Here is a 13,496-nt window from a genome sequence, read left to right on the forward strand (position 1 = left end):
GTACGCCTCCGTAGCTCAGTGGATAGAGCGCCGGTTTCCGGTACCGTAGGTCGCAGGTTCGACTCCTGTCGGGGGCACGTACAGCAAGAGGGATCGTCCACACGGACGGTCCCTCTTCTCGTGCCGCCAGGAGTCCGTCCACGTCCCGCAGCCGAGCCGGGTAGCCTGGATCCGTGCCCTCCCTCCTCATCGCCGGTTCGACGCGCGCTCCGCGCCGTCTGTCGTCCGCGACGCCGATGACGGAGTGGATGCGCGTGGTCCTGCACCCCGGCACGAACGGGTGGACGAGCGTCTGGGGCACCCTCTCGCACGGCGAGATCGCCGGCTGCCCGCCGCCACAGGGATAGGCCGCGCCCGGACGGGTGCGGCGACATCGCGTCACCCATTCATCTGCCGTGAGGTATCCCTGTGTCTTCTTCGTCGTCCCCTGCCCGTTTCCGTCTCGCGCCGCATGAGCTCTGGCGCGGCATCCGCTCCACCGCCCGCAGCGACGTGCTCGGCGGCGGGCTGCTCCTGGCCGCCACGCTCGCCGCCCTGATCCTCGCCAACTCCCCCGCCGCCCCCTGGTACGAGGCCATCAGGGACTTCCGCTTCGGGATTCCCGAGTGGCACCTCGAGCTCAGTGTCGGCGCCTGGGCCGCCGACGGGTTGCTCGCGGTGTTCTTCTTCGTCGTCGGACTGGAGCTGAAGGAGGAATTCGTCGCCGGACGCCTCCGCGACCCGCGCCGTGCCGCGCTTCCGATCGCCGCCGCGGTGGGCGGCGTCATCGTCCCCGCCCTGTTCTTCGTCGCGATCAACGCCTCGTCGGGCGCCGAGGTCCTCCGCGGATGGGCGATCCCCACGGCCACGGACATCGCGTTCGCGATCGCGGTGCTCGCCGTCGTCGGCCGCTTCCTGCCGCCGGCCCTGCGGGTGTTCCTGCTCACGCTCGCGATCATCGACGACCTCATCGCCATCACGATCATCGCCACCTTCTACACCGAGACCATCAGCTTCCCCTGGCTGATCCTCGCGCTCTTGCCCCTCGCGGGCTTCGCACTCGCTGTGCAGAACGGCATCCGGTCCTGGTGGATCCTGCTTCCCCTCGCCCTGGCCGTCTGGGCGTTCGTGCATGCGTCCGGGGTGCACGCCACGGTCGCCGGCGTGCTGCTCGGCTTCATGGTCCCCGTGCGTCCGACGGCACGCGCGCGGGTGCGCACCGGGACGGACGCCGACGGCGCCCCGGTGTACGACGGCCTCGCCGCGCACTTCGCCGACCGCTGGGGCATCGTGGCGACGCTCGTCGCCGTGCCGGTGTTCGCGTTCTTCGCGGCCGGTGTCGAGATCGGCGGCGTGGACGGCCTCGTCTCGGCGCTGACCGACCCGATCACCATCGGGATCGTCGTGGGCCTCGTGCTCGGGAAGCCGGTCGGCATCTTGCTCACGACCTTCCTGTTGAGCCGGATGCCGGCCCTGCGCCTCGACGAGACGCTGCGCTGGCCGGATCTCGCCGGCATGTCCCTCCTCGCCGGCATCGGCTTCACGGTCTCGCTGCTGGTGGGCGAGCTCGCCTACGGCAGCAGCAGCGTCGCCGACGATCACGTGAAGATCGGCGTGCTCGTCGGCTCGCTCCTCGCCGCGGTCCTCGGCGGATTCGTGCTCGCAGCACGCAGCCGCCGCGCGCGCGGGGCCGCCTCCGCCGGCTGATGCCCCGGCGCGACGGCCGGCCTCAGGCGATCTCGAGGTTTCCGGCCGTCGCGCTGCCCGGCGGCTCCGGTACGACGTAGAGCCCGGTGGGGCTGTTGGCCGTGTAGGCGAGCGCGTCGACCCACGCGCGATTCACCTCGGGCTTCCTGCTGCCGAAGTACTGGAAGACGATGCTGCTGTAGGCGTGGATCCAGACCGTGTTCTTCCCGCCGCCGACGCTGGCATCCTCCCGCCAGCTGAACGCGAACGGCTCCCCTCGACGCAGCTTCGCGGTGATGACGAGCTGGATGTGCAGGAGCGCGCGGTCCTCGAGTTCGCATCGCGGGCCGCCCTCGTAGATGAACCGTCCCACGACCTGTCCTCCGCTCCGCGCCGCGCGCGTCGCCTTCCCACGGGGGAAGGTAACACCGAGACTCTCAGCGTTCCCGCCGGGAACCCAGCCCATTGCGCGAACCGCCGACCGGGGGTAGTGCCCGGGCAACCCTCACGAACCTCGCCCAGGGACACCGTCACTCGGCGGTGCTTCGGCCCCCGGCGTCCGCGTTCGTACGCCTCCCCGTCTGATCCGTCAATCCCCTGAGTCATCCCCGAGGCGGTGCATAGCGTCGGTCACTCCACGTAGCGAAGGAGCACCCGATGAAGGCGATGACCTACCGCGGACCGTACAAGATCCGCGTCGAGGAGAAACCCGATCCGACGATCCAACACCCCAACGACGCGATCGTGCGGGTCACGAGAGCCGCCGTGTGCGGGTCGGATCTCCACCTCTTCCACGGCATGATGCCCGACACCCGCATCGGGCACACCTTCGGTCACGAGATCGTCGGGGTGGTCGAGGAGGTCGGCTCCTCCGTGGAGACGCTGCGCCCGGGCGACCGGGTGATGGTGCCGTTCAACATCTACTGCGGCTCGTGCTACTTCTGCCGCCGCGGCCTCTTCTCGAACTGCCACAACGTGAACCCGAACGCGACCGCCGTCGGCGGGATCTACGGCTACTCGCACACGACCGGCGGGTACGACGGCGGGCAGGCGGAGCGCGTGCGCGTGCCGTTCGCGGACGTCGGCCCTTCGGTGATCCCGGAGTGGCTCGCCTCCGAGGACGCGCTGCTGCTCACCGACGCGTTCTCCACCGGCTACTTCGGTGCGCAACAGGCGGACATCGCCGAAGGGGACACGGTGGTCGTGTTCGGCGCCGGTCCCGTCGGCCTGGCCGCCGCCCGCTCGGCCTGGTTCCTCGGCGCGGGCCGCGTCATCGTCGTCGATCACCTCGACTACCGGCTCGAGAAGGCACGGGACTTCGCCTTCGCCGAGACGATGCACCTGCACGAAGCCGGTGACATCGTGCTCGCGCTGAAGAAGGCGACCGGCTACCTCGGCGCGGACGTGGTGATCGACGCGGTGGGCGCGGAGGCGGACGGCAGTGTCGTCCAGCACGTGACCGCCGCCAAGCTCAAGCTGCAGGGCGGCTCGCCCGTCGCGGTGAACTGGGCCATCGACAGCGTGCGCAAGGGCGGCACCGTGTCGATCCTCGGCGCCTACGGCCCGCTGGTGACCTCGGTGCGCCTGGGCGACATCATGAACAAGGGCCTCACGGTGCGCGGCAACCAGGCTCCCGTGAAGAGGCAGTGGCCGCGGCTGCTCGAACACATCCAGGCGGGCCACATCCGTCCGTCCGAGCTGCTGACGCACCGCTTCCCCCTGGAGCACATCGCGGAGGCCTACCACGTGTTCTCGTCCAAGCTCGACGACTGCATCAAACCGCTCATCGTCGTCGGAGAGGAATGACCATGCCGTACGAAGGATCTCGACCCATCCCCGCACCGACCCCCGATGAGCTGCGTGCCCGGATCCCGGGCTGGGGCGCCGACCTCGCCCCCGAGCACCGCCGCACCTGGCAGCAGCTGGAGGATGTCGGCGACACCGGCGCGCACTGGGACCTCCCCGAGCGTCAGGGCCCCGACCGCGGCCGCGAGCGCTCGATCGAGCACGGCATGCTGCCTCCCGTCTGGGGCACCGCTCAGCCGCTGCACGGCGTGTCGGGTGCCATCCGGCGCGTCGCCTACGACCGGTTCAGCGAGACGAAGAACACGCGCTGGCTGCTGCTCGTGCTGGGCGACCGCGTCGACGCCGTGACGGCGCACGCCCGCTCCCTGCTCACCCGGCGCCCGGACGACCCCATCACGCAGACCGGTGTCCTCGCGGAACCGCAGCATCGGCCGCTCGCATCGCGGTTCGGACGCGGACGGATCGATCTCCGGCACACGTGGCTCGACCCGATCATCGTCGTGGGGCCCTGGGTGCTGACGGTGGTCCTGGGCGTCCGCGCTCTCCGCCGCCTCGGCCGACGACACTGAGCCGGGACCGAGACGGCGGCGTGGTGGCGCTCAGCGCTGCAGGATGCCCGCGGTGACGACCTCCGGACGGAGATCGAGCCGCCGCAGCAACTGCGCGTTCAGCGCCACCACGATCGTCGACAGCGACATCAGCACCGCCCCCACCGACATCGGCAGCACGAAGCCGATCGGGGCGAGAACACCCGCCGCGAGCGGGACGGAGAGCAGGTTGTACCCTGCCGCCCACCAGAGGTTCTGCGTCATCTTCCGATACGAGGCGCGGGAGAGCTCGATCACCGACAACACGGCGCGCGGGTCGTCTCCGGCGAGGATCACGCCGGCGGAGGCGATGGCCACGTCCGTCCCGGCGCCGATCGCCAGGCCCACGTCCGCCTGAGCGAGCGCGGGGGCGTCGTTCACGCCGTCGCCCACCATCGCGACCTTGCGACCTTCGCGCTGCAGCTCCTGCACCTTCGCGGCCTTGTCCTCCGGCCGGACGCCCGCGAACACGCGGTCGATCCCGAGGTCGGCCGCGACGGTGTGCGCGACGGCCTCCGCGTCGCCGGTGATCATCACGACCTGGACGCCGAGCGCATGCAGCGCATCGACCGCGTCCCGCGACTCCGGACGCACCTCGTCCGCGAGCTTGAGCGCCCCGATGACGCGGCCGTCCCGCAGCACGTGCAGGATGATCGCGCCGTCCGCACGCCACCTTTCCGCGACGGGAAGCTCCTGCGCCCCCTCCTCCGTGAGCAGGTGCGGCCCGCCGACGCGGATCACCGCGCCGTCCACCGTCGCGGTCACGCCCACCGCCGGCGAGGACGAGAAGTCGCGGCTCGCCGGCACGCGGAGCTCCTTGTCGCGGGCGGCGCGGACGATGGCCTTCGCCAGCGGATGCTCGCTGTCGGCCTCGGCGGCCGCGGCGAGCGCCAGCACCTCCTCCGCGGTCTCCGTGCCGGCCACCGACACCTCGGAGACGACGGGCTCGCCCTTGGTCAGCGTGCCGGTCTTGTCGAACAGCACGGTGTCGACGGTGCGCATGCTCTCCAGGGCCAGCCGGTCCTTGACGAGCACGCCGCCGCGCGCCGCACGCTCGGTCGCGATCGACACGACGAGCGGGATGGCCAGCCCCAGCGCGTGGGGGCAGGCGATCACGAGCACGGTGATCGTGCGGATGACGGCGTCGTCCGGCAGGCCGACGGCGCTCCACACCACCGCGGTGATCACGGCGGCGCCCAGCGCGAACCAGAACAGCCAGCCCGCGGCCGTGTCGGCGAGACGCTGCGCACGGGAGGACGAGTTCTGCGCCTCCGTCACGAGCCGCTGGATGCCCGCCAGTGTGGTGTCGTCTCCGGTCGCGGTGATCTCCACGCGGAGGCCGGAGTCGGTGGCGACGGTTCCCGCCGTCACGAGGTCACCGGTCGACCGCGTGACGGTGCGGGACTCCCCCGTCACCATGGATTCGTCCATCGAGGCGCGACCGTCGACGATCCGCCCGTCCGCCGGGATGCTGCCGCCGGGACGCACCACGACGACGTCGCCCACGCGGAGCTCCGACGGGGCGACTCGCACGACCTCATCGCCCTCGACGCGCTCGGCCTCGTCCGGCAGCAGCGCGGCCAGCGAGTCGAGGGCGGAGGTGGTCTGCGCCAGCGACCGCATCTCGATCCAGTGCCCGAGCAGCATGATGACGATGAGGAGTGCGAGCTCCCACCAGAAGTCGAGCTCGTGATGCAGCAAGCCGAGGCTCGCTCCCCACGACGCGACGAATGCCACGGTGATCGCGAGGCCGATGAGCAGCATCATGCCGGGCTGCCGCGCCCGGATCTCGCTGACGGCGCCCGCGAGGAACGGCCTGCCTCCCCACACGTACATCACGGTGCCGAGGACCGGCGACACCCAGGAGAACCCGGGGATGTCGGGAAGCGGGTAGCCGACGATCATCGCGAACATGCCCGAGAGCAGCACGGTGGGCACGGCGAGGACGAGCATGATCCAGAACAGACGCCGGAACTGTGCAACGTGGTCGCCGTGACCGCCATGGCCGCCGTGACCGCCGTGTCCCGCGTGAGCGCCGTGCCCGGCGTGCTCCTCGTGATCTCCGCGTGCTGCGTGGTCTCCGTGTCCGGCGTGCTCCGCGTGTCCGCCGTGGTCCGCGGGCGTGCCGGCCTCCGCTCCCACGGGGTGGCCGTGCGCGGAATGGTCGTGGTGCGAGGTGCTCATGTCTTCCCTCCGACGTCGATGATGCCGTGCGGGGCCGGATCTGTCGCGGCCCCGCACGGGTGGGGGCTCACGCCGCCCTGGTGTACTTCGCGGGATCGGCGTCGAACGCCGGTCCGCAGCCCGCGCAGCAGAAGTAGTAGCGCGTGCCCTCGTGGTCGCGGTACAGGCCTGCGGCCTCGGCCGTGGCGATCACCACCGGGGTGCCGGCCATCACGGGGCATTCGGCCATGCCCTCGGCCGGCACGGCGAGCAGGTCGGTCCGGCCTTCGGCGGAGACGCCGCTCTGGCGCGGGACGCTGCAGCAGGATCCTGCGGGGGAATCGGACATGTCTGTGCTCCTCTGTCGTTCGTTCACGGGGTGTCCACCGCCCTGCTGCGGAAGGACCGCAGGCGGAGGCTGTTGCCGACGACGAAGACGCTGGAGAACGCCATCGCCGCTCCGGCGAGCATGGGGTTGAGCAGGCCGAGGGCCGCGAGCGGGATCGCTGCGACGTTGTACGCGAAGGCCCAGAACAGGTTGCCCTTGATCGTGCCGAGCGTGCGCCGGGACAGCCGGATCGCGTCGGCCGCGCTGCGGAGGTCGCCGCGGACGAGGGTGATGTCGCTCGCCTCGATCGCCGCGTCGGTCCCGGTCCCCATCGCCATCCCGAGGTCCGCCTGCGCGAGGGCCGCGGCGTCGTTCACGCCGTCCCCGACCATCGCGACGACCTTTCCCTCGTCCTGGAGCCGGCGCACCACGTCGACCTTGTCCTGGGGCAGCACTTCGGCGATCACCTCGGTGATCCCGACCTCGCGCGCGATCTGCTCTGCCACCGCGCGGTTGTCGCCGGTGAGCAGGACGGGCGTCAGCCCCAGCGCCCGGAGCTGCGCCACCGCCTCCGCGCTCGTGCTCTTGACCGTGTCGGCGACGACGAGGACTCCGCGCGCCTGCCCGTCCCAGCCCACCGCGATCGCGGTCTCGCCCCGGGCCTCCGCCTCGGCCTTGACCGCACTCAGCTCTGCGGATAGGTGCTGCGACCAGTCGGCGAGCAGCGATGTGCGTCCGACGACCACCGCGTGGCCGTCCACGATCCCCTGCACGCCCGTGCCCTCGACGTTCACGAACTCCTCGACGGCCGGAAGGGCGCCGAGCTCCCGGGTGGCGGCAGCCGCCACCGCCTGCGCGATCGGGTGCTCGGAGGCGTCTTCGAGCGCACCGGCCAGCCGCAGCAGCTCCTCGCGGTCCACCCCGCCGTCGGGGTGCACCGCGGTCAGCGTCATGCGACCGGAGGTGACGGTCCCCGTCTTGTCGAGCACGATCGTGTCGACCTTCCGGGTCGACTCCAGCACTTCGGGCCCCTTGATGAGGATCCCCATCTGGGCGCCGCGACCGGTGCCGACGAGAAGGGCGGTCGGCGTGGCCAGGCCCAGCGCGCAGGGGCAGGCGATGATGAGCACCGCGACCGCGGCGGTGAAGGCCGCGGACGCCGGGAACCCGGCACCCAGCCAGACTCCCAGCGTGCCGAGGGCGATCACGATGACGATCGGCACGAAGACGCCGGAGATGCGGTCCGCGAGGCGCTGCACCTCGGCCTTCCCGGTCTGCGCCTCCTCCACGAGCCGCGCCATCTGGGCGAGCTGGGTGTCGGCGCCGACGCGGGTCGCGCGCACCACCAGGCGTCCTCCGGCGTTCACCGTGGCTCCGGTGACCGCGTCGCCCGCGCCGACCTCCACCGGCACGGACTCACCGGTCAGCATCGAGGCGTCGACCGCAGAGGTGCCGCCGACCACCACACCGTCGGTGGCGATCTTCTCCCCCGGGCGAACGACGAACTCGTCCCCGACCCGCAGCTCGGTCGTCGGGATCCGTGTCTCGACGCCCTGCCGGAGCACGGCGACCTCCTTCGCGCCGAGCTCCAGCAGCGCCCGGAGCGCCGCACCGGCCTGTCGCTTGGAGCGCTTCTCGAAGTAGCGCCCGGCGAGGATGAACGTCGTCACCCCCGCCCCGACCTCGAGATAGATGTTGCCGGCGCCGTCGCTGGGCGCGACGGTGAACTCGAAGGGGTGCGTCATGCCGGGCAATCCGGCGGTGCCGAAGAAGAGCGCGTACAACGACCACAAGAGCGCGGCGATCGTGCCCATGGAGATGAGCGTGTCCATCGTGGCCGCACCGTGCCGGAGGTTGATCCACGCTGCCTTGTGGAAGGGCCACGCCGCCCACACGATCACGGGACCGGCGAGCGCGAGCGACAGCCACTGCCAGTACGTGAACTGGAGCGCCGGGATCATGGCCATCGCGATGACCGGGACGGTGAGCACGACGGACGCGATCAGCCGGTGCCGCAATGCCGTGAGCTCGGGGTCGGGTTCCTCGCCGTCGGGCTTCGTCCCCTCCGGAGCGGGAGGCGCGGGAACGACGGCGGTGTAGCCGGTCTTCTCGACCTCGGCGATGAGCAGGGCGGTGTCGACGCCCGCCGGCGCCGTGACGTTCGCCTTCTCGGTGGCGTAGTTCACGGTCGCGGTGACGCCGTCGAGACGGTTGAGCTTCTTCTCGATCCGCATCGCGCACGACGCGCACGTCATGCCGCCGATCTCCAGCTCCACGCTGGTCGCGGACGGGGTGTCCATCAGGACCGGACCGCCTGGTAGCCCGCCTCGTCCACGGCGGCCAGCACGGCCGCGTCGTCGACGGGGGCGGAGCTGCGCACCACGAGCTTCCCGCTCTGCGCGCTCACATCGATACCATCGACGCCGGGGATGCGGGACACCTCGTCGCGGATCGCCGTCTCGCAGTGGCCACAGGTCATCCCGGTCACCTGGTACTCGCTCGTGCTCATCATGGTTCCTTTCGTCGGATACCCCCCTGGGGTACTCCTTCGAGCCAACCCTATACCCTCCGAGGGTATTCCCGCACCTCGGGTGGCACCCCGACTCGTCCACAGCGGGTGAGGAGGACTGGGCATCGACGTCCGCACCTGTGAGGATCGCGCTCATGCACTCCTCTCCCCTGTCCTCCTGGCGGGACACCGCCACGCGCCGCCGCATCGAGGCGTTCGTCTCCGCCGCGACCACCGGCCCCGAGGCCGTCCCCGTCGACGAACGCATCGCCGTGTTCGACAACGACGGCACGCTGTGGTCGGAGAAGCCCATGCCCACGCAGCTGCACTACGTGGTGGAGCGCTGGCGCGAGGAGGCGACGCGCGACCCGTCCCTGGCCGAGCGGCAGCCCTACCGCGCCGCGGTCACCGGCGACCTCGCCTGGCTCGGCACCGCGATCGACAAGCACTACGCCGGCGACGACTCCGACCTCGGTGTCATCATCCAGGCGCTCCTGGGGCTGACCGCCGGCGTGAGCGTGGAGGACTACGCCCGTTCGGTGGCGGAGTTCTACCGCTCCGCCCAGCACCCGATCCTCGGCCGCCCGTACGCCGAATCCGTGTACCGCCCGATGGTCGAGCTGCTGCGGTACCTCGAGAGCCACGGCTTCACGTGCTACATCGTGTCGGGCGGCGAGCGCGACTTCATGCGGCCGATGACCCAGGCGAACTACGGCATCCCTCCCGAGCGGGTGATCGGCTCGGCGCTCGGACTCTCCTACGACGAGAAGGATGCCAGCGTGCGCTACTCCTCCGCGCTGGCGTTCTTCGACGACGGACCGGAGAAACCGGTGCGGATCTGGAGCCGGATCGGGCGGCGTCCGCTGCTGGCGGCCGGGAACTCCAACGGCGACATGCCCATGCTCGACTTCGCGCACGGCGGCCCTCGCCCCGGGCTCGCGCTGCTGATCCATCACGACGACCCCGGCCGCGACGACACCCCCTACGACACGGGAGCCGAGCGGGCCCTCGGTGCCGCCGCCGACCGGGGCTACACCGTGGTGAGCGTCCGGGACGACTGGGCGTCCGTGTTCCCTGACCCCGCCTGAACCGCGCGGCAGCGGGCGCTCACAGCGCGCAGCGGAAGCCGATGTGGGTCATCGCCGTGTCCTCCGCCTGGGCGGACCGCGCCGCAGGGCGATAGCGGAGGCAGTACTCGGGGGCGCAGAGGTGCGAGCCGCCCTTGAGCACGCGGCGAGGGATGGGCGACCCGGGCTCGGAGGACAGCAGGCTCGCGCGCTGACCGGCGTCGACGCCCATCGCGCCCGGCGGCACATGCCGGTGCGTCCAGTAGTCGTCCGTCCACTCCCAGACGTTGCCGATCATGTCGCGCAGGCCGTACCCGTTGGCGGGGAACGAGCCGACCGGCGCCGTGCCGATCCATCCGTCGGCGCCGTCGTTCCGGTAAGGGAAGGCGCCCTGCCAGGTGTCGGCCATGAGGGTGCCGTCCGGCTTCGTGTCCTGACCCCACGCGAACCGCGCGCCGACGAGGCCGCCCCGTGCCGCCCACTCCCATTCGGCCTCGGTGGGCAGCCGCGCGCCGGCCCAGGCCGCGTAGGCGGCGGCATCGGGGTGCGCGATCTGCACGACCGGATGATCGAGACGGTCATCGATCGACGAGGCCGGTCCGAACGGGTGCCGCCAGGACGCCCCCGGCTCCCACCGCCACCACTGACGCCAGTCGCGCAGGTCGACGGGGCCGCGGGTCGGCGTGAACACCATGGCGCCGGGGACGAGATCGTCCGGATGCACGCCGGGATAGTCGGCGGGGTCCATGGGCCGCTCGGCGATCGTGACGTAGCCGGTGTCCTCGACGAAGGCGGCGTACTGACGGTTGGTGACGGGGTGCGCGGCCAGGGCGAACGGCTCCACGCGCCGTTCGTGGACCGGCCCCTCCTCCGGGTAGAACTCGTCCGACCCCATGAGGAGCGTTCCGCCGGGGATCTCGATCATCGCCGTCATGCCCTCATGCTAGGCCGCCGCCCGCTCCGGACGGTCACTCGCGCGACAGCATCGCGGCCGCCTCGAGCTCCATATCGAGATACTGCTCCGTGCTCACGTCCACCGCCACGCCCAGGAGCCTGCCGCCGGTGAACGGGAACGGATTGCCGTACTGCGCGCTCACCGGATCGGCGCTGTCCCACCCGACGCAGAGCCCGTCGCCGCAGAGCGTGAACTTCCCGACCTGCGCGCGCATCGGACCGGACGCCACGGCGCGATCGTCGACGTACAGCGTGGTCGTGCCGACGGACTCGCCGTGCTCCCCCGCCCCCTCCCGGACGAACTCCACGCCGAGGGTGTGCGGACCGGGGGTGAGCGGGTCCGACGAGAACGACTGCTCGGGCGGGATGCCGAGGAAGTTGTACACGTAGACCAGCCGGTCGTCCTTGAGGAACAGCGAGTGCCCGCCGAAGCGGGACCCGTGCGCGAAGAGCACGCCCTCCGCGCCCTCGTACAGGACCACGTCGGCGATGATCTTGTACGAGCGGCCCCGGACGTTGACCGCGACGCTCTCCGGCACCGCGGCCGTCCCGGGGAAGTACACGTACCGCTCTCGGGGCGCCTCCGCCTGGGGCCGCGGGACCGTGAGGATCTCCCGGGCGGAGCGGTCGTCGAGCGGAAGGGCGAAGTTCGCCTCCGCCTCCGCGAACCACGCCGCGATGAGCTCCTGCAGCTTCTCCGGGTGGGTCGCGGCCAGGTCGTTCGACTCGGAGCGGTCCTCCGCCACGTGGTACAGCTCCCACACGTCGTCGTCGAAGTGGCCCTTGCCGCTCAGCGGGGCGTGCACCGCCGCCGCCTTCCAGCCGTCCTTCCAGATGCCCCGGGTGCCGAGCATCGAGTAGTACTGGACGCTCTTCTGCGTCGGCCCGTCCGGCGCGGCGTCGAAGGAGTACTTCATCGAGACGCCGTCCAACGGCCGCTGCGGGACGCCGCGGAACGACTCCGGCATCTCGATGCCGATGACGTCGAGCACCGTCGCGACGACGTCGACCGAGTGGTGGTACTGGTGGCGCAGCTCCCCCTTGGCCGCGATCCCCTTCGGCCAGTGCACGACCATCGGGTCGCAGGTGCCGCCGGAGTACTGGGAGTACCGCTTGAACATCTGGAAGGGGGTGGAGAACGCCGCCGCCCACCCCGTCGGGTAGTGGTTGTAGGTGTCGGCGGAGCCGAGCGTGTCGATCATCGCGAGGTTCTCGGCGAGGTCGTCGGGGTAGCCGTTGAAGAACTTGTTCTCGTTCACCGAGCCGTCCGGCGATCCCTCCCCGGAGGCACCGTTGTCGGCGCAGTAGAAGACGATCGTGTTGTCCAGCTGCCCGGTCTCCTCCAGGTAGTCCACGATCCGCCCGACCTGGGCGTCCGTGTACTCGGAGAAGCCGGCGAAGACCTCGGCCATGCGGGAGAAGAGCCTCCGCTCGTCGTCGTTCAGCTCCGCCCACGGCCGCACGTGGTCGGCGGGGTTCGCGGCGTCCTCCGGCAGCGGGTTGAACGGCGTCATCTGCGTGCCCTCCGGCAGCACGCCCTTCTCGATCATGCGGGCCAGCACCCACTCGCGGTAGGCGTCGTAGCCGTCGTCGAACATGCCCTTGTACTTGTCGATGTACTCCTGCGGGGCGTGGTGCGGGGCGTGGTTCGCGCCCGGGCAGAACCACATGTACCAGGGCTTCGAGGGATTCGACGCCTGCTGGTTCCGGATCATCGCGAGCGCCTGATCGGCGAGGTCCTTGGACAGGTGGTATCCGTCCTCGGGACGGTAGGGCTGCTCGACGAAGTGGTTGTCCTCCACGAGGTCGGGGTACCAGTTGTTGGTCTCCCCGCCGAGGAAGCCGTAGAACCGGTCGAAGCCGAGCTGCAGCGGCCACATCGAACGGCTGCCGCCGGGGGCGATGTCCTCCTCAGGGACGTTGTGGTTCTTGCCGAGCCAGAACGTGCTGTACCCGTTCTCCTGCAGCACCTGGCCGATCGTCGCGCATTCCGCCGGCAGGCGCCCCGCGAAGCCCGGGAACCCGTTCGTGCCCTCCATGATCACGCCGGCGCGGTTGACGTGGTGATTGCGGCCCGTGAGCATGGTGGACCGCGTCGGGGAGCACAGCGCCGTGGTGTGCCACTGCGTGTAGGTGAGGCCCCCGGCGGCGAGACGGTCCATGGTCGGCATCGCGATACGGCCGCCGTACGGCGACCACGAGGCCAGCCCGGTGTCGTCGTAGAGCACCACCAGGACGTTCGGAGCCCCCTCCGGCGCCTTCCGCAGCTCGTACGGCGACCAGTCAGGACGGGAGTCGCGGACGTCCAGTGTGATCTCCCCCGAGAAGTCCGCATTGAATTCCGACATCGTCTCTCCTTCGCTCCGGGCGCAGCGGCGCGCCTCGTCCCGAGTCTCCCGACCCCGCGTGCGTGCCGA

12 protein-coding genes and 1 tRNA gene are annotated in these 13,496 nt (G+C 71.0%); 6 read left to right on the forward strand and 7 right to left on the reverse strand.

The features are described 5' to 3' along the window. Positions 1–4: 4 nt before the first annotated feature. The 3 genes from ACIQID_RS04585 to nhaA all read left to right on the forward strand — a co-directional run bounded on the left by ACIQID_RS04585 (position 5) and on the right by nhaA (position 1,686). Positions 5–77: transfer RNA gene (locus ACIQID_RS04585), tRNA-Arg, on the forward strand. Positions 78–173: 96 nt separating this feature from the next. After that, positions 174–347, forward strand: a complete 174-nt coding sequence (locus ACIQID_RS04590; protein ID WP_164498170.1) for a hypothetical protein — start codon at positions 174–176, stop codon at positions 345–347. A gap of 61 nt (positions 348–408) precedes the next feature. Next, complete coding sequence (nhaA, locus tag ACIQID_RS04595) at positions 409–1,686, forward strand: Na+/H+ antiporter NhaA (protein WP_400282380.1); 1,278 nt, start codon at positions 409–411, stop codon at positions 1,684–1,686. 22 nt (positions 1,687–1,708) lie between these two features. Here the strand turns inward: nhaA and ACIQID_RS04600 are convergent, their stop codons facing one another. After that, positions 1,709–2,038: an ATP-dependent DNA ligase gene (locus ACIQID_RS04600; RefSeq protein ID WP_400282383.1), complete on the reverse strand. Its 330-nt coding sequence runs from the start codon at positions 2,036–2,038 to the stop codon at positions 1,709–1,711. A gap of 284 nt (positions 2,039–2,322) precedes the next feature. On the opposite strand from ACIQID_RS04600, the gene ACIQID_RS04605 reads away from it, so the two are divergent. Together ACIQID_RS04605 and ACIQID_RS04610 are read left to right on the forward strand one after the other, a co-directional pair. Then, entirely contained in the window at positions 2,323–3,471 is a 1,149-nt protein-coding gene (locus ACIQID_RS04605) for a zinc-dependent alcohol dehydrogenase (protein ID WP_062766527.1), read from the forward strand. A gap of 2 nt (positions 3,472–3,473) precedes the next feature. After that, positions 3,474–4,040 carry a hypothetical protein gene (locus tag ACIQID_RS04610; RefSeq protein ID WP_312672996.1) on the forward strand — a complete coding sequence of 189 codons (567 nt, stop codon included), beginning with the start codon at positions 3,474–3,476 and terminating at the stop codon, positions 4,038–4,040. Positions 4,041–4,070: 30 nt separating this feature from the next. On the opposite strand, the gene ACIQID_RS04615 is transcribed toward ACIQID_RS04610, so the two are convergent. The 4 genes from ACIQID_RS04615 to ACIQID_RS04630 all read right to left on the reverse strand — a co-directional run bounded on the left by ACIQID_RS04615 (position 4,071) and on the right by ACIQID_RS04630 (position 9,058). Continuing rightward, complete coding sequence (locus ACIQID_RS04615; protein WP_400282388.1) at positions 4,071–6,242, reverse strand: heavy metal translocating P-type ATPase; 2,172 nt, start codon at positions 6,240–6,242, stop codon at positions 4,071–4,073. A gap of 67 nt (positions 6,243–6,309) precedes the next feature. Further along, entirely contained in the window at positions 6,310–6,570 is a 261-nt protein-coding gene (locus ACIQID_RS04620; RefSeq protein ID WP_025103119.1) for a YHS domain-containing protein, read from the reverse strand. 23 nt (positions 6,571–6,593) lie between these two features. Then, entirely contained in the window at positions 6,594–8,849 is a 2,256-nt protein-coding gene (locus ACIQID_RS04625; protein ID WP_400282392.1) for a heavy metal translocating P-type ATPase, read from the reverse strand. Next, complete coding sequence (locus ACIQID_RS04630) at positions 8,849–9,058, reverse strand: heavy metal-associated domain-containing protein (RefSeq protein WP_312673000.1); 210 nt, start codon at positions 9,056–9,058, stop codon at positions 8,849–8,851. Before ACIQID_RS04630 ends, ACIQID_RS04625 begins: the two co-directional genes overlap by 1 nt. Before the next feature lie 155 nt (positions 9,059–9,213). Between ACIQID_RS04630 and ACIQID_RS04635 the strand changes: the two genes are divergently transcribed. Beyond that, positions 9,214–10,146 (forward strand): HAD family hydrolase, encoded by a 933-nt coding sequence (locus ACIQID_RS04635; protein ID WP_400282395.1) that lies wholly within the window; start codon positions 9,214–9,216, stop codon positions 10,144–10,146. 19 nt (positions 10,147–10,165) lie between these two features. Here the strand turns inward: ACIQID_RS04635 and ACIQID_RS04640 are convergent, their stop codons facing one another. Both ACIQID_RS04640 and ACIQID_RS04645 read right to left on the reverse strand, forming a co-directional pair. Next, positions 10,166–11,059: a formylglycine-generating enzyme family protein gene (locus ACIQID_RS04640; protein WP_400282398.1), complete on the reverse strand. Its 894-nt coding sequence runs from the start codon at positions 11,057–11,059 to the stop codon at positions 10,166–10,168. Between the two features lie 34 nt (positions 11,060–11,093). Beyond that, positions 11,094–13,427, reverse strand: coding sequence for an arylsulfatase (locus ACIQID_RS04645; protein ID WP_400282401.1), 2,334 nt, complete (start codon positions 13,425–13,427; stop codon positions 11,094–11,096). Positions 13,428–13,496: the final 69 nt, after the last annotated feature.

It is taken from the genome of Microbacterium sp. NPDC091676 (assembly GCF_044756645.1).
Taxonomy (GTDB): domain Bacteria; phylum Actinomycetota; class Actinomycetes; order Actinomycetales; family Microbacteriaceae; genus Microbacterium; species Microbacterium paraoxydans_D.

What these genes read in the sequence shown, in the direction of transcription:
- ACIQID_RS04615 (WP_400282388.1), bottom strand. Translation starts at nt 6,242, where the DNA reads ATGAGCACCTCGCACCACGACCATTCCGCGCACGGCCACCCCGTGGGA.
- ACIQID_RS04605 (WP_062766527.1), top strand. Translation starts at nt 2,323, where the DNA reads ATGAAGGCGATGACCTACCGCGGACCGTACAAGATCCGCGTCGAGGAG.
- ACIQID_RS04635 (WP_400282395.1), top strand. Translation starts at nt 9,214, where the DNA reads ATGCACTCCTCTCCCCTGTCCTCCTGGCGGGACACCGCCACGCGCCGC.
- ACIQID_RS04645 (WP_400282401.1), bottom strand. Translation starts at nt 13,427, where the DNA reads ATGTCGGAATTCAATGCGGACTTCTCGGGGGAGATCACACTGGACGTC.
- ACIQID_RS04625 (WP_400282392.1), bottom strand. Translation starts at nt 8,849, where the DNA reads ATGGACACCCCGTCCGCGACCAGCGTGGAGCTGGAGATCGGCGGCATG.
- ACIQID_RS04620 (WP_025103119.1), bottom strand. Translation starts at nt 6,570, where the DNA reads ATGTCCGATTCCCCCGCAGGATCCTGCTGCAGCGTCCCGCGCCAGAGC.
- ACIQID_RS04640 (WP_400282398.1), bottom strand. Translation starts at nt 11,059, where the DNA reads ATGACGGCGATGATCGAGATCCCCGGCGGAACGCTCCTCATGGGGTCG.
- ACIQID_RS04630 (WP_312673000.1), bottom strand. Translation starts at nt 9,058, where the DNA reads ATGAGCACGAGCGAGTACCAGGTGACCGGGATGACCTGTGGCCACTGC.
- ACIQID_RS04610 (WP_312672996.1), top strand. Translation starts at nt 3,474, where the DNA reads ATGCCGTACGAAGGATCTCGACCCATCCCCGCACCGACCCCCGATGAG.